Genomic DNA, 14637 nt, shown 5'->3' with positions numbered 1-14637 from the left:
TGGTCTAGCCTTTCTTTTTCTTTTCTTTTTCTGCCCGATAAAATTCATGAAACATCTTCATTAATGCCCGTTTTTCAATCCGTGAAACATAGCTTCTAGAAATACCTAATTCTTTGGCAATCTCCCGCTGTGTCTTTTCCTTTTGCAGGTCAAGACCAAATCGGCCAATGATGACTTCTTTTTCTCTTTCATCAAGAACATCAATATATTTCTTTATTTTTTCAAGCTCCATGTTTAACTGAATGGTGTCAATAACATCCTCCGATTCTGATTTCAGAACATCAATTAAAGAGATTTCATTTCCTTCTTTGTCCTGGCCAATTGGGTCGTGCAGGGAAACATCCTTTTTTGTCTTCTTAAGGGCTCTCAGGTGCATCAAAATTTCATTTTCAATACACCTAGCAGCATATGTCGCCAGTTTTGTTCCTTTGCCCTCAGAAAAGCTTTCTATAGCCTTAATCAAACCAATAGTTCCAATTGAAATTAAATCCTCTGAATCTTCGCCCGTGTTTTCAAACTTTTTTACGATATGGGCAACAAGCCGTAAATTATGTTCAATCAACATGTTTCGGGCATGTGAATCACCATCGGCCATTAAGCGTAAATACTTTCTTTCCTCTGCTGCAGATAACGGTTGAGGAAAAGCATTATTTTTTACATATGAAACAAGAAATAAAAACTCCTTCATCAAATAACCAAGTGCAGTCAAGATGCCAGACATGAACATCCACCCCCGCTCATCGTTAGGCCAATCGCCTATAACTAATTCCTATGAAAGTTAGTGAGAGTTTGTGTCTGTCCACGATATATTTATATTTTTTCATAAAAACGACCTAGTTTTTTCGCAATCAAATGAAAAAAATAGGTCAAAATTTATAGGTTTTTGTAATTACTACACTTTTTTGAGTTTAAAGGTGGATACCATAAAAAAAGATAAGATGATCATAAAAAATAAAAAGATTTCAGAAGGGAATAAAGGAATGGCTAAGTAACTGAGTGTGATTAAACAGCCCGCTGCGGTAATGGGTAAGCCCGTAAAATAACCATTGCATTCTGTAATGTTAAACCGTGCTAATCGAAAAGCACCACAACCTATATAGAAAATGGTGAAAAATGTACCAGGTCCTCCAAATTCATGTATAATTCCTTGGTAAAGCAATAGTGCAGGGGCAATGCCAAATGATATAATATCACTCATGGAATCCAATTGCTTTCCTAAATCCGATTCGATATTTAATTTTCTGGCAATCATTCCATCAAAACGGTCGGTGAGAGCTGCAAGAAAAATTAACAGAAGGCTAAGACGTAAATTTTCTTGAATGGCAAAAATAATAGCAAAACCGCCCAATGATAAATTTGCCAAGGTAATTAAATTTGCGATCTGGCATTTTAATTTTTTAATGGTACTATCTAAAACTTCTAATAAAAACAATCTCCTCAACTCCTTATTAACAACAGACAAAAGGGTAGAATTAGCCTTGTTGTATTTTCTTTAAGCACTGCCGCAGCCTTTTTTCTATTGATCAAAGGGAGTGTCAGGGGGGAGCTTCACGTCCTTTATCGGGAATGAATTAGGCCTTAGATTGGAATGATTTACTATATATTATTAAAATTTAAGCATATTATGCTAGATCGTAAAGGTATTTTACACCTATTTGGGGGGAAAACATTGAGAAAGCTTTTATATCGTTTATTGATTGAACTTACAAACGGGAGGGTCACATCTGGTATCTTAAAACAATTTTCCCTTTCAACGGTCAGTCGCTTTATTGTGCCATCATTTGCTCGGATCTATCAGTTGAACCAAGAAGAAATGGACAAAACTTTAAGGGAATATTCTACATTAAATGATTTGTTTACCAGAAAATTAAAATCTGGGGCAAGAAAAATCGATAATCTCTCCGATTCTGTCATTAGTCCTGTTGATGCAAGTATAGAAGATATCGGTACAATCAAAGAATCAAGTGAAATAGAAGTGAAAGGGAAAATATATTCCATTCACGAAATGCTTGGTGATGATGAAATATTAGAAAAATATTTAAACGGAACATACATCATTCTTTATTTAAGTCCAAGCCACTATCACCGTATCCATTGCCCTGCATCAGGAGAGGTTATCAAGCAATGGACATTGGGAACAAAATCATACCCTGTTAATAAATGGGGATTAAAGTATGGGGATCGGCCCCTTTCAAAAAACTACCGAGTTACAACAGAGCTGAAAACAGACTATGGTTTTATGTCAGTTGTTAAGGTCGGAGCGATGTTTGTAAATTCCATTGAAATTACCCATCCAGGAAGTCAGCTAAAAAAAGGTGAGGAAATGGCTTTCTTTAGCTTTGGTTCCACGGTCATTTTACTTTTTGAAAAAGGAATTTTTCAAATCGATCCTTTTCAAACACCGCATGAAGTAAAGGTTGGTGAAAAAATCGGCCACTTTCGGGTCGAAAATCGATAATCAAAAAAACGTATATCTAAAAGAAAAAGCCCATTTGGGCATTAGAAATTTAAGAGGATATTTTCACTTTGTTAAATAGGCAGCGCCGATGGATTTCCGATTCAATAAGGAGGATAAATTCGGTGCTTAAATTGAGCTCAATAGCCTTATAATATGATTCAATCAGTAGTTCGTCTGAGAGATTACGCATGAAAAGTTTTCACCTCCAAAAATGTTCTAACGACTCATTGATTTACATATAATTGTACGTTCAAACGTTGTACCCTTAATCTACCAAATTTACACTGCAAGAACAATCGTTCTGTTATCCACAGGTGACAGTGGATAACCTGTGGTTAACTTGTTTATAAACATACAAATAATGGTAGAATCAATGGGTATAATGTTAATAAAATTATCCACAGTGGTGAAAAAATATAGAGAATGTCGAAAAGTTTTCTCGATTCGAGATTTAATAGGGCTAATCGACATTTATTTCATACATTAATGATAGAAATATCTATTCCTGTCAGTTTTTTGCTTTGAAAGAAAGGGTAAAATTGGTTATGATAAGAAGAAATCTTTCTATTGACATTAATAAATTTAACTTATAATAAGATTTGATTTCATTTAATGAGGTGTACTGTATTGTTAAAGCATTTTTTACCGGATGAGCATGTTAAAAGTGTATTAGATATTACTCCTGATGAATTGAAAAATCGGGGTATTAAAGGGATTATTACCGATTTAGATAATACACTTGTCGAATGGGATCGACCGCAGGCTCCTCCAAAGTTAGTTGAGTGGTTTGAAAATATGAAAAATAATCAAATTCTAGTGACGATTGTTTCAAATAATAATGAAAATCGGGTTAAGGCTTTTTCAGACCCGTTGAAAATACCATTTATTTTCCGAGCAAAAAAACCGATGGGACGAGCTTTTCATCAGGCAGTATTGCAAATGGGCATAAAAAAAGAAGAAGCTGTAGTAATTGGGGATCAATTACTAACAGATGTATTAGGGGGGAACCGTAATGGTTTTCACACGATCCTGGTTGTCCCGGTAGCCTCATCTGATGGGATTAGCACAAAGTTTAACCGCTTTGTTGAACGCAGGATTTTAAATTGGTTTAGAAAAAAAGGTATGATTCAATGGGAGGATTAAAGAGTGAGTGAACAAAACTTTTGTATGGGGTGCGGTGTTAAGCTCCAAACGGAAAACCCAAGTGAAATAGGATATGCCCCTAAATCCTCATTAGAAAAAGAAATAGTGATATGCCAAAGATGTTTTCGCTTGAAGCATTATAATGAAGTCCAGGATGTAAGTTTAACGGATGATGATTTTTTAAAAATACTTAATGAAATAGGAAAATCAGATGCCCTCATCGTGATGATTGTTGATATCTTTGATTTTAATGGCAGTTGGATTCCTGGAATGCATCGCTTTGTTGGCGATAATAAGATTTTGCTGGTTGGAAATAAGGTTGACTTACTGCCAAAATCTGTGAATCATGATAAATTAATTCGTTGGATGAAACATGAGGCAAAGGAATTAGGTTTAAGAGCTGAAGAAGTATATCTTGTCAGTGCAGCAAAAGGGCAATTTATCAAAGAGACCGCAGCAGCAATTGATGAATTCCGTAACGGTAAAGATGTATATGTAGTAGGGTGTACAAATGTTGGGAAATCTACTTTTATTAACAGAATTATAAAAGAAGTAACAGGGGAACAAGATGTTATTACCACTTCCCATTTTCCTGGGACAACATTAGATATTATTAAAATTCCGCTTGATGATGGAAAATCGCTGATTGATTCTCCAGGGATCATTAATCACCATCAGATGGCACACTTTGTAGACAAAAAAGATTTGAAGCTGATTACCCCAAAAAAGGAAATAAAGCCAAAAATCTTTCAGCTAAATGAAGATCAGACATTATTTTTTGGGGGATTAGCCAGATTTGATTATGTAAGTGGGGGGAGAAGGTCGTTTGTCTGCTATGTTTCGAATGATGTAATGATTCATCGAACGAAAACAGAAAACGCTGACCAGCTCTATCAGCAGCATGTTGGGGAAATGCTGGCCCCACCACGAAAAGATCAACTGGGTTCTTTTCCTGAATTAGTAAAACAAGAATTTATCATTAAAGAGCCAAAAACTGATATTGTTTTCTCCGGCCTGGGCTGGATTACAATAAACGATCCGGGTGCCAAAGTAATTGCTTATGCACCAAAAGGGGTACAGACACTAATAAGAAAATCACTAATATAGATATTTCTAATGATTAAAAAACTGAACAAAAGGGAATAGGAGAGAAGATTTGTGAAAAAGCTTTTTGCTGTTTTGGGAGATCCGATTGGACATTCAATGTCACCATTAATGCATAATGATTTATTTACACACTATAATATCGACGCAGTCTATCTTCCCTTTCAAGTAAAACCAGAGGACTTAGGAGTGTCTGTTAAAGGATTAAAAGCACTTGGTGTAGGAGGTTTTAACGTAACTGTTCCCCATAAAAGTGCAATCATTCCTTTTTTGGATGGTGTTGATGAATTAGCTTTGAGTATTGGAGCTGTCAATACGGTCGTCAACGAAGAGGGAAAGTTGATAGGTTATAACACGGATGGACCAGGCTTTCTTAAGGGATTAGAAACTTATGTTACATCACTTTCAGAACAAAAAATTCTACTTATTGGTGCAGGCGGTGCGGCACGGGCGATTTATTTTACTTTAGCCAAGAGCAAACCCGTTGCTGTTGATATTGCCAATCGAACAGTTGAAACAGCAGTACAGCTTGTAGAAGAATGCCCATTCTCTGTTCCATCGAAAGCCATTTCTTTAGATGAGGCAAATAAGAGTCTCGATCAATATGATTTAATCATCCAAACCACCATGATTGGGATGTATCCCAAAGTTACAGAACAGCCTGTTGATCTATTGCATATAAAGCAGCAGGCACTTGTTTGTGACATTATCTACAATCCGCTTAATACCCAATTTTTGCAGGAAGCGGGGCAAAAGGGTGCCAGAATTCAAAATGGAATCGATATGTTCGTCTATCAGGGAGCGCTGGCTTTCGAAAAATGGACTAGAATTTCCCCGGATATTCAAAGAATGAGAGAAAATGTTTTAAAGCAGCTTGGAGGCGCAAACTATGTTAACTGGTAAACAAAAAAGGTACTTAAGGTCAAAAGCCCACCACTTGGACCCAATTTTTCAGGTAGGGAAAGGTGGGGTTAATGATAATATGGTCAAACAAATTTCAGATGCTCTAGAGGCCAGAGAACTCTTTAAAATAAGTGTGTTACAAAACTGTGAGGAAGACAAAACCGTTGTTGCCGAGGAGTTGGCAGGCAGAACAGGAGCTGAACTTGTTCAAATTATTGGAAATACCATTGTTCTTTACAAGGAATCAGTTGAAAACAAACAAATTACTCTTCCGCGATAGAACCTAAAAGGAGAGAGCATGTCTCATGAGAAAAATTGGGATACTGGGAGGAACTTTTGATCCGCCGCACCATGGTCATCTTCTTATTGCCAATGAGGTTCTTAATGCTCTAGACCTTGATGAAATATGGTTTATGCCTAATCAGGAACCCCCGCATAAACATAAATCAGAATCCATCACCAATGCAGAGCGGCTGGAAATGCTAAAGTTGGCAATCGAAGGAAACCAACAGTTTCGAGTCACAACGATTGAGTTGGAACGCCAAGGGCCTTCTTTTACGGTTGAAACCATGAGGATTATTAGAGAAACATACAAAGATGATCAATTTTACTTCATTATTGGTGCAGATATGATTGAATATTTACCAAAGTGGCACAAAATTAACGAACTGGTAGACCTAGTTCAGTTTGTTGGTGTAGAAAGGCCAGAATATAGCCATGATACAAGCTTTCCAGTTATTTATGTGGATGTACCTGCAATGGAGGTTTCATCAAGTATCATTCGTGAAAGACTAAAAAAAGGGAAAACGGTTCGTTACTTGCTACCAGATTCAGTTATTCATTTTATTGAGGAGAACCACCTATATGGAACGTGAACAAGCATTAAAAATGGTTAAAATACAATTGACCGAACATCGTTATCAGCATACATTGGGGGTAATGGAAACTGCTATTTCTTTAGCAAGGAAATATGGCGTGGATGAAAAAAAGGCAGAGCTCGCTGCGATCTTTCATGATTATGCAAAATTTCGCCCAAAAGATGAAATGAAAGAAATTATTGTTTCTCAAGGAATGCCGAAAGATCTGCTGGAGTATAATTCCGAATTATGGCATGCTCCTGTTGGGGCATATTTAGCGGAGGCTGAGGCGGAAATTTCGGACAAAGAAGTTTTGGATGCGATTCGTTTCCATACATCCGGAAGAAGAGGAATGACGAAGCTTGAAAAAGTAATCTATTTAGCTGACTACATTGAACCAGGACGGCATTTCCCAGGAGTAGAGGAAGTTCGAAATCTGGCCAAAATAAATTTAGAAGAAGCGTTAATAAAAGCAGTACAAAATACAATTATGTTCTTAATGAAAAGAAACCAAGCCATATACCCAGAAACTTTTCATACCTACAATGACTTGATATTAAATAAGGAGGATTGATTGGATGGACCAACGTGAATTACTTAAAATTGCCGTAAAGGCTGCAGACGATAAACGAGCTGAAGATATTGTCGCCCTTAATATGAAAGGAATTTCCCTTATTGCCGATTATTTTATTATTTGTCATGGGAATTCAGATAAGCAAGTTCAGGCAATAGCGAGAGAAATAAAAGAAAAAGCAGAAGAGAATCAATATACAGTCAGACGAATGGAAGGCTTTGATGAAGCGAGATGGGTGTTACTTGATCTTGGAGATGTTGTCGCCCACGTTTTTCATCGTGATGACAGGATTTATTATAATCTTGAACGTTTATGGGGAGATGCTCCATTAGAAGATATTCGCAGTGTGATTAATTCATGAGTTATGAACAATTTGCCTATCTTTATGATGAATTGATGCAGGATGCCCCGTATGATAAATGGGTGGATTTTGTTCTAAAATCTCTACACGACCATCAAATAAAGCTAATAAAAGGGAATACTTTGCTTGACTTGGCTTGCGGCACCGGAGAACTTTCTGTTCGTTTTGCCGAACAAGGATTTAAAGTGACTGGAGTAGATTTATCAACGGATATGCTTGCCGTTGCTAGAGCAAAAGCAGAAAATCATGGAGTTATGATTCCTTTATTTGAACAGGATATGGCAGAGTTAGAGGGCCTCGGAAGTTTTGATATCATCGGAATCTTTTGTGATTCATTAAACTACTTGCTGACGGAAGAAAAGGTCTTAAGTACTTTTTTAAAAGCCTCTCAATGTTTGAATAAAGATGGCATTCTTTTTTTTGATGTGCATTCTATTTTTAAAATTAAAGAATTGTTTATTGATCAAACCTTTACATTATGCGATGAAAATATTGCCTATATTTGGAATAGCTTTCCTGGAGAGCACCCTAATAGCGTTGAGCATGAATTGAGCTTTTTTGTACAGGATCCTGCTGATGGAAAATATAATCGAATTGATGAGTTTCATGAACAGCGAACATTTTCAATCGAACAATATTCTGGGTGGTTGGAGGAGGCAGGGTTTGAAATTCTGGAGATTTCTGCTGATTTTGAGAAAAAAAAGCCGCAGCTAGATTCTGAAAGAATCTTCTTTATGGCCCGAAAAAAATAATATAGCAAGCCCCCAACGAGGAAACAACAATCATTCTTTCCAAGGGGGCTCTGTGAATTTTTTTAGAAAAGTTTTGTTCTTCAGAAGGATTTACGTAAGTATAAAGAGAATTTATTTGTTTGATAACTGTAATTTTACCTTAACAAGATCTTCTTGAAACTTTTCCTGTGTTGCTTGGAAAACATGTTCAAAAACCTCTCCCAATTCTTCTTCTAAGACATTTATTCCTACTCCGGTTATACCGCCTTTTACAATGACCTTTTCCATTAAAGTTGGCAATGTGTAATGACCTTGTTTAATCAGGTTGCCAAAGCCAACAATCATCTCACTTGCCAGCTTTGTCGCCATCCTTTCTTCAATTCCTGTTTCGCTAACTGCAGCTTGGATAAAGCGTTGAATCAAAAAACTAAAGAAGGCAGGCCCGCAGCTAACAATATCGGATGCTACTCTTGTTACTTTTTCCTCAATTTCTACAGGGACAGAAATTTTAGCAAATAGTTGTTGTACATATACCTTCCAAACGGGATTGCAATGATTTCCATACGTCAACAATGAAACACCGGCTGAAGGCACGGTTTGTTATACTTGGAATGGCTCTAACCACAGAGCAGTCGACGATGTTTTCTATTTGTTCCGTGCTGATTGGACTTGTTATGGAAATGAGGCATTTATCTTTAGTAAGGAATGGAGATATTTCCTGGATAATTGGAAACACATCTAATGGTTTAACACACACAAAAACTAAATCCGACTCTGTCGCAACCTCTCCGGCACTCCTCCCAACTTTAATATCTTTATATTTATTTTTAAGCATCAATGCTTTTGATTTTGTCCTATTTGTAATCATTAATGATATAGGGGACACCGCTTTTCCGTCTATGAAGGCCTCCACTAAAATTCTTCCCATATTCCCGGTACCAATGATACCAATTTTCATGATTCCAACCCTCCTTAAACGAAAGTTTCTTTTATAACCATATGAAAAGCCATTTTGAATTATACCTATAGAAAGGATGATTGAATGTGAAGGCATGGATCACAAGGTACAAGTTTTATTTAGTGGCTTGCGCTTTGTTAGTTTCAGGAATCGTGTATTATTTTTATTTCTACCAGCCAGTTACAACGAAAGAACAAGGTATAACCTGAGTAGAAACGAGTTCACCTCCAACGGTACAAAATGAAACTGATCAAGATAAAAGTCAAAATGAATCTGCAAAACAAGAAAAGAAGGATGTTGATATAATTGTAGATGTAAAAGGAGCAATCAAACAGCCTGGGGTTTATCATTCAAATCAAAATGAAAGAGTCATTGATGTGATCGGGCGGGCAGGAGGACTTACGGACAATGCCGACCAAACACAGGTAAACTTTGCCGCACACGTTCAAGATGAGATGGTTATTTATATTCCTGCAAAAGGGGAAGTAAGCACAGGCTCACCTGGAAATAGCTCAGCCTCAATAGGATCGACAAATGGGGCCGGGGCACAAGGCGGGAAAATCAACATTAATAAGGCCGATGAAAATGAACTGCAAAACTTGCCGGGAATCGGACCATCCAAAGCAGCTTCTATTATCCAATATCGGCAAGAAAATGGCTTATTCCAAAACATTGAGGATTTGAAAAAAATTAGCGGAATTGGGGACAAAACTTTTGAAAAATTGAAGGATTCCATTTCCGTTCAATAGAGGATAACTTTCGATTGACCCATTTAAACTTTTATAAGTAAACTAATAGGAGATAACGAAATACTTGGAGGGAATAGAATATGTCAAGAAAAAGCTGGGACGAATATTTTTTAGATATAGCAGACCAGGTAGCCACTCGCTCGACGTGCCCAAGATTACATGTTGGCTGTGTTATTGTAAAGGACAAGCATATTGTTTCCACAGGCTATAATGGTTCTATACATGGCCATGACCATTGTGACGATGTTGGATGCCTAATTGGAGACGATGGCAGATGCCACAGGACCGTTCACGCTGAGAATAATGCCGTTTTGCATGCTGATCGAGGATTATTAAAGGAAGCAGCAGCATATGTAACCCACGAACCATGTGAAAACTGTGCAAAAACTTTAGCCCAGTCCGGTATTACTAGAATTGTTTTTAGAAATGCATATCCAAACAAGTTAAATAAACACTTTTTTAAGGACATTGAAGTGGTTTATCTACCAAAAGAAGAAGGCATAGAGTAACAGTTCTCTATGCTTTTTTTTCTAGTAGGTCTAATTCTAATCGATTGGAGTTAGAATATGAATGGAAAATTTATTTATTTTTGTTTAGCTTCCCTATTTGGCGTTCTTTGTTCGTTACAATCATTTTTGTTATTTTTCTTTTTAGCTGTTATCTACTTCCTTGTTTTATTCAAATATAAACGGTTTTCAAACCTGCTATTACTTTTTCTTATCCTAGTTTATCTTTTGTTTTTTTTATCTTCAGAACTTGCAGCCAGCCAAAATAAAACAAAAACTCCCGCTTCTGCCTCCGAATTTTCTCTCGAATATCTCGATGATCCGACCATTGATGGAGACCTGCTCCAAATAAAAGCAGAAGACCAAAAATACCACGAAAGGTATCTTTTACGATATAAAATCCAATCCGAACAAGAGAAAAACCTCATTAAAACAAGCATTTTTTATGGGCAAATATGTAAAGTAACCGGATCGTTGGAAACTCCGAAGCAGGCAAAAAATGAAAATGCCTTTAACTATCGTGATTATTTAGAAAGAAATTCAATTTTTTGGCTACTCGAAAGCAAAAAAATGCCCTTGCAAAATTGCTCCCCCAAAAAATTAAATGTAATCACACTTATAAAGCAAGTACGTTATATAGGTATTCACTATTTAGAAACTAAGTTTCCTTCGGAGGTTGCTGCCCTCTCAAGTGCTCTTATTTATGGCGACCGAAGCTTAATGTCACCTGATCTCCTTATCAATTACCAAAAAGCTGGAATTTCACACTTATTAGCAATCTCAGGTCTGCATGTCTCTCTTTTAGTGGGGATGATTTTTTTTATCGGTATACGGCTTGGGGTTACAAGGGAGACGATGACCACTTTTTTGTTACTATTCCTGCCTGTATATGCTGTGTTAACGGGTGGTTCCCCATCAGTCGTTCGTGCTGTAGTGATGATCTTTCTTGTCATGTTGACAGTAAAATGGGGGAAAAAATTGAAACTGCTGCCATTTGATGCATTAAGTCTGGCATTTTCATTATTTCTTTTGATTGAACCATTTGTTTTATTTGATGTCGGATTTCAGTTATCTTTTTCGGTGAGCGGTGCCATTATCCTATCAAGTCATTCCATCCTCAGTCGCTATCAAAATATTGTCATACAACTGCTAATGACAACTCTTGCAGCCCAATTAGCCTCACTTCCAATTCTATTATTTCATTTTTTTGGATTTTCATTGGTGAGCATTTTCATTAATTTACTATTTATACCTTTATACTCCTATCTATTTCTGCCTGGTGTGTACATTCTGCTCCTATTTCAAATTCTATTTAGAACAGTCCCCGACCTTTTCATGAATGGATTTATGTATGTTGTTCAATTCTCCAATAGGTTGGTCCAAATATTTAGTGAATCTTCATTTGCTAATTTTACCCCTGGAAGGCCAGGAACCTTTTTTTTAATCCTGGATTGCCTGATTGTTTTTACCATGTTTATCGTATGGGAGAAAAATAAGCAAAAAAAACAAGATAAGATTATTTTTATTTTATGTTCAATCTTATTGCTTTTACCGGTCTGTTGGAAGCAATTTAACCCTTACGGCGAGGTGACGGTGATTGATGTCGGACAGGGGGATAGTATTTTGATTCATCTTCCATTTAATCAGGGAAATTACTTAATTGATACAGGCGGCACATTACAATTTAGTACGAAGCCGTGGCAAAAGCGTACCAAAGTTTTTGAAACTGGTGAAGATGTGGTCGTCCCTTTTTTAGAAGGAAAAGGAATTACCAGAATTGATAAGTTGATTCTAACACACGGGGACACTGATCATATTGGTGGAGCATTTGCGGTCTTAAAAGAACTCAATGTGAGGCAAATAGTCATGTCAGATATGATGGAAAGGTCAGAAACTGAAAGAGCAATTGAAAAAGAAGCAGCCAAAAAGAAAATCCCGATCGTATTTGTATCAAGGGGAAATCAATGGAAACAAGGAGTTAGTCATTTTGTTGTCCTTTCTCCTGAAAAAGACTTTCAAGGTGATCGGAATAGAGGATCTGTTTGTATTTTAGCCAGTATCGGCGGGCTTAATTGGTTTTTCGGCGGAGATTTGGATCAGCCAGGGGAGGAGGAAATCGTTAATAGATATCCAAATGTTACCATTGATATTTTGAAGGTGGGGCATCATGGCAGCAAAACATCTTCTTCCGAAATATTTTTAAAGCATTTTCAGCCAAAAGTTGCCTTAATTTCAGTAGGTGAAAAAAATCGGTTTGGCCATCCTCACAGGGAAGTAATTGAAAAGTTAACCAATATCGGTGCAGCCATTTTTCGAACAGATTTTCAAGGGCAAATAAGTTATCGTTTTTTCAATGGAAAAGGAACATTTTTTACCTTCCTGCCATAGAATACAAACAAATAATTAGAAAGAAAAAAGACTGCAGAATATGCAGCCATATGTAGCCTTAAACCTATTAAGAACCAATTAATTTTATGACTGTCGCAATAATAAAAATTATTGCAAAAAAGCCAAATGACCACATAAAACCAACTGCTGAATCTGTTGCATCGTTTCGCTTACTCTGGACATTTTTTTCAAATTCGTTCACAGTCATCCCTCCTATTTTCATTATAAAAGAATTGGAAAAGAAAATCTAGACTTCCTCTAATGACAAGAGTTTACACAAATAGTTTATCTCAAAGTTGCCAAACTAATTTTACAAACAGGAATTCCGTCACCTGCAAATGGTTCCTAGGGCCTATTGTACTGACGTTTACTATAGATCGAGAACAAGCACTTATATCGTATAAGTGCTTATTCTCTTTGAATGCTTGTAAAATCCCTTAACCTTCATTACGATTAGTATATAGATTGAATGTTTGGGGGTCTAAAAATGGTAATGGAGATTTGGAAACAAATCAAACAAAAACAGATTGCTCCGGTATATTTGTTGTTTGGAAAAGAATCCTTTTTAATAAATGAAACAAAGCAATTATTGCTTGATCGTATATTAAAGGAAGATGAAAAGGATTTTAATTTGTCTATTTATGATTTAGAAGAAACACCGATTGAAGTTGCCTTAGAAGATGCGGAGACGTTCCCATTTTTAGGGGAGAAAAAAGTTCTTTTTTTACAAAATCCCACGTTTTTAACTGCGGAAAAAATCAAGGAAAAGGTTGAACATAATCTCTCCAGGTTAGAGGCTTATTTGAAACAACCAGCCCCCAATTCTGTCTTGGTTCTATCTGCCCCATATGAAAAGCTGGATGAACGCAAAAAAATTACGAAAGAATTAAAAAGAACGGCAGTGACAGTAGAAGCCAAGGCTCTAAATGAGCAAGAACTTAAAGATTGGATTAGAACACGTGCAAGTTATAATAAAATTGAAATTGCTCCAGATGCAGTTGAGCAAATTATTACACTCGTCGGAAACAATTTATTCATGGTAACAAGCGAGATTGATAAGCTCGCCTTGTATGTGACAGACACAAGGATGATCGATGTCGATATTGTTGAGAAATTAGTGGCAAAATCCTTGGAACAAAATATTTTTGCACTTATTGATAAAGTCATGGATCGAAAACTTGATGGAGCTTTAAGAATTTATTATGATTTATTAAAACAAAATGAAGAACCGATTAAGATTTTAGCAGTACTTGCGGGGCATTTTCGGCTAATTTACCAGGTAAAGGAGTTAGCACGCAGGGGTTATGGGCAAATGCAAATTGCCGGACAGCTGAAAGCAAATCCTTATCGGGTGAAATTAATACTAAAGCAGATACAAAAATTTAAGGATGAGGAATTAGCTTGGATTATGAAGCAGCTGGCAGAAGCTGATTATCAAATGAAGACAGGTAAAATGGATAAATCCCTTTTACTCGAGATGTTTTTTCTAAAATTGACCACATAAAACAGAAAAACGATTCCGCGGGGAATCGTTTTTTTTGTTATTAAAGTGCATTGATTTTTTTCATTAGGCGAGCTTTTTTACGAGCAGCAGCATTTTTGTGGATAAGACCTTTTGCAGCAGCTTTATCTAATTGACTTGCAGCAGTTGCATATGCTTCTTTAGCAGCGGTATTGTCAGTTACTGAAACAGCAGCTTCTACCTTTTTCACAGCAGTACGCATTGCAGATTTTGCAGTAGTGTTTTGAGCGTTACGTACTTCGGTTGTTTTAACACGCTTAATAGCAGATTTAATGTTTGGCATCCGGTTCACCTCCTAAAAAGAATCGAGACTATATAAACTCGACTAAAACATTCATTAACAATAATTAAGAACAAATGATATTTTATCAAACGGTGGCCTA

General features: G+C 36.6%; 18 protein-coding genes and 1 pseudogene. 13 read left to right on the top strand and 6 right to left on the bottom strand.

The features are described from left to right. Nucleotides 1-4: 4 nt before the first annotated feature. Both sigK and pssA read right to left on the bottom strand, forming a co-directional pair. Nucleotides 5-721 (bottom strand): RNA polymerase sporulation sigma factor SigK, encoded by a 717-nt coding sequence (gene sigK / locus RCG17_RS05585; protein ID WP_308174258.1) that lies wholly within the window; start codon nucleotides 719-721, stop codon nucleotides 5-7. A gap of 171 nt (nucleotides 722-892) precedes the next feature. Continuing rightward, entirely contained in the window at nucleotides 893-1432 is a 540-nt protein-coding gene (gene pssA / locus RCG17_RS05580) for a CDP-diacylglycerol--serine O-phosphatidyltransferase (protein WP_308174257.1), read from the bottom strand. Nucleotides 1433-1669: 237 nt separating this feature from the next. Between pssA and RCG17_RS05575 the strand changes: the two genes are divergently transcribed. Next, on the top strand, nucleotides 1670-2458 hold the full coding sequence (locus RCG17_RS05575; protein WP_308174256.1) for a phosphatidylserine decarboxylase: 789 nt from the start codon (nucleotides 1670-1672) through the stop codon (nucleotides 2456-2458). A 49-nt stretch (nucleotides 2459-2507) separates the two neighbouring features. Here RCG17_RS05575 and RCG17_RS05570 read toward each other — a convergent pair whose 3' ends face one another. Continuing rightward, nucleotides 2508-2648 (bottom strand): sporulation histidine kinase inhibitor Sda, encoded by a 141-nt coding sequence (locus RCG17_RS05570; protein WP_308174255.1) that lies wholly within the window; start codon nucleotides 2646-2648, stop codon nucleotides 2508-2510. Between the two features lie 437 nt (nucleotides 2649-3085). On the opposite strand from RCG17_RS05570, the gene RCG17_RS05565 reads away from it, so the two are divergent. From RCG17_RS05565 to RCG17_RS05530, 8 genes are read left to right on the top strand one after another with little or no spacing between them, the layout of a single operon-like run. After that, on the top strand, nucleotides 3086-3601 hold the full coding sequence (locus tag RCG17_RS05565; RefSeq protein WP_308174254.1) for a YqeG family HAD IIIA-type phosphatase: 516 nt from the start codon (nucleotides 3086-3088) through the stop codon (nucleotides 3599-3601). Nucleotides 3602-3604: 3 nt separating this feature from the next. Then, complete coding sequence (gene yqeH, locus RCG17_RS05560) at nucleotides 3605-4708, top strand: ribosome biogenesis GTPase YqeH (RefSeq protein ID WP_308174253.1); 1104 nt, start codon at nucleotides 3605-3607, stop codon at nucleotides 4706-4708. A gap of 51 nt (nucleotides 4709-4759) precedes the next feature. Beyond that, nucleotides 4760-5608 carry a shikimate dehydrogenase gene (aroE, locus tag RCG17_RS05555; protein ID WP_308174252.1) on the top strand — a complete coding sequence of 283 codons (849 nt, stop codon included), beginning with the start codon at nucleotides 4760-4762 and terminating at the stop codon, nucleotides 5606-5608. Continuing rightward, the gene (gene yhbY, locus RCG17_RS05550; protein ID WP_308174251.1) at nucleotides 5595-5888 is read left to right on the top strand and encodes a ribosome assembly RNA-binding protein YhbY; all 294 of its coding nucleotides are present in this window, start codon (nucleotides 5595-5597) and stop codon (nucleotides 5886-5888) included. Before aroE ends, yhbY begins: the two co-directional genes overlap by 14 nt. A gap of 25 nt (nucleotides 5889-5913) precedes the next feature. Then, the gene (locus tag RCG17_RS05545) at nucleotides 5914-6483 is read left to right on the top strand and encodes a nicotinate-nucleotide adenylyltransferase (RefSeq protein ID WP_308174250.1); all 570 of its coding nucleotides are present in this window, start codon (nucleotides 5914-5916) and stop codon (nucleotides 6481-6483) included. Further along, nucleotides 6473-7039 carry a bis(5'-nucleosyl)-tetraphosphatase (symmetrical) YqeK gene (gene yqeK / locus RCG17_RS05540; protein ID WP_308174249.1) on the top strand — a complete coding sequence of 189 codons (567 nt, stop codon included), beginning with the start codon at nucleotides 6473-6475 and terminating at the stop codon, nucleotides 7037-7039. Before RCG17_RS05545 ends, yqeK begins: the two co-directional genes overlap by 11 nt. A 4-nt stretch (nucleotides 7040-7043) precedes the next feature. Next, complete coding sequence (gene rsfS / locus RCG17_RS05535) at nucleotides 7044-7400, top strand: ribosome silencing factor (protein WP_308174248.1); 357 nt, start codon at nucleotides 7044-7046, stop codon at nucleotides 7398-7400. Next, a complete protein-coding gene (locus RCG17_RS05530) occupies nucleotides 7397-8152 on the top strand; it encodes a class I SAM-dependent DNA methyltransferase (protein ID WP_308174247.1) in 756 nt (251 codons plus the stop codon). Before rsfS ends, RCG17_RS05530 begins: the two co-directional genes overlap by 4 nt. 111 nt (nucleotides 8153-8263) lie before the next feature. Here the strand turns inward: RCG17_RS05530 and comER are convergent. Beyond that, nucleotides 8264-9089 (bottom strand): annotated as a pseudogene (comER, locus tag RCG17_RS05525) (late competence protein ComER). Between the two features lie 302 nt (nucleotides 9090-9391). On the opposite strand from comER, the gene RCG17_RS05520 reads away from it, so the two are divergent. From RCG17_RS05520 to RCG17_RS05510, 3 genes are all read left to right on the top strand, one after another. Then, nucleotides 9392-9838, top strand: coding sequence for a helix-hairpin-helix domain-containing protein (locus tag RCG17_RS05520; RefSeq protein ID WP_308175772.1), 447 nt, complete (start codon nucleotides 9392-9394; stop codon nucleotides 9836-9838). 80 nt (nucleotides 9839-9918) lie between these two features. Then, entirely contained in the window at nucleotides 9919-10347 is a 429-nt protein-coding gene (locus RCG17_RS05515) for a deoxycytidylate deaminase (RefSeq protein WP_308174246.1), read from the top strand. A gap of 57 nt (nucleotides 10348-10404) precedes the next feature. Then, nucleotides 10405-12732, top strand: coding sequence for a DNA internalization-related competence protein ComEC/Rec2 (locus tag RCG17_RS05510; protein WP_308174245.1), 2328 nt, complete (start codon nucleotides 10405-10407; stop codon nucleotides 12730-12732). A gap of 67 nt (nucleotides 12733-12799) precedes the next feature. Here RCG17_RS05510 and RCG17_RS05505 read toward each other — a convergent pair whose 3' ends face one another. Continuing rightward, the gene (locus tag RCG17_RS05505) at nucleotides 12800-12934 is read right to left on the bottom strand and encodes a YqzM family protein (protein ID WP_308174244.1); all 135 of its coding nucleotides are present in this window, start codon (nucleotides 12932-12934) and stop codon (nucleotides 12800-12802) included. Between the two features lie 285 nt (nucleotides 12935-13219). Here RCG17_RS05505 and holA point away from each other — a divergent pair, with 285 nt between their 5' ends. Then, nucleotides 13220-14236: a DNA polymerase III subunit delta gene (holA, locus tag RCG17_RS05500; protein WP_308174243.1), complete on the top strand. Its 1017-nt coding sequence runs from the start codon at nucleotides 13220-13222 to the stop codon at nucleotides 14234-14236. A gap of 40 nt (nucleotides 14237-14276) precedes the next feature. Here the strand turns inward: holA and rpsT are convergent, their stop codons facing one another. Continuing rightward, complete coding sequence (gene rpsT / locus RCG17_RS05495) at nucleotides 14277-14537, bottom strand: 30S ribosomal protein S20 (RefSeq protein ID WP_308174242.1); 261 nt, start codon at nucleotides 14535-14537, stop codon at nucleotides 14277-14279. Nucleotides 14538-14637: the final 100 nt, after the last annotated feature.

The organism is Neobacillus sp. PS3-12 (genome assembly GCF_030915385.1).
Taxonomy (GTDB): Bacteria; Bacillota; Bacilli; order Bacillales; family Cytobacillaceae; genus JAEVLT01.
Note: the sequence above shows the minus strand (reverse complement) of the source record. Positions and strands in the feature narration are given on the sequence as shown.

Coding starts and splice junctions, on each gene's coding strand:
- sigK (WP_308174258.1), bottom strand. CDS start 721: ATGTCTGGCATCTTGACTGCACTTGGTTATTTGATGAAGGAGTTTTTA.
- RCG17_RS05570 (WP_308174255.1), bottom strand. CDS start 2,648: ATGCGTAATCTCTCAGACGAACTACTGATTGAATCATATTATAAGGCT.
- yhbY (WP_308174251.1), top strand. CDS start 5,595: ATGTTAACTGGTAAACAAAAAAGGTACTTAAGGTCAAAAGCCCACCAC.
- RCG17_RS05545 (WP_308174250.1), top strand. CDS start 5,914: ATGAGAAAAATTGGGATACTGGGAGGAACTTTTGATCCGCCGCACCAT.
- yqeK (WP_308174249.1), top strand. CDS start 6,473: ATGGAACGTGAACAAGCATTAAAAATGGTTAAAATACAATTGACCGAA.
- rsfS (WP_308174248.1), top strand. CDS start 7,044: ATGGACCAACGTGAATTACTTAAAATTGCCGTAAAGGCTGCAGACGAT.
- RCG17_RS05530 (WP_308174247.1), top strand. CDS start 7,397: ATGAGTTATGAACAATTTGCCTATCTTTATGATGAATTGATGCAGGAT.
- RCG17_RS05515 (WP_308174246.1), top strand. CDS start 9,919: ATGTCAAGAAAAAGCTGGGACGAATATTTTTTAGATATAGCAGACCAG.
- RCG17_RS05510 (WP_308174245.1), top strand. CDS start 10,405: ATGAATGGAAAATTTATTTATTTTTGTTTAGCTTCCCTATTTGGCGTT.
- holA (WP_308174243.1), top strand. CDS start 13,220: ATGGTAATGGAGATTTGGAAACAAATCAAACAAAAACAGATTGCTCCG.
- rpsT (WP_308174242.1), bottom strand. CDS start 14,537: ATGCCAAACATTAAATCTGCTATTAAGCGTGTTAAAACAACCGAAGTA.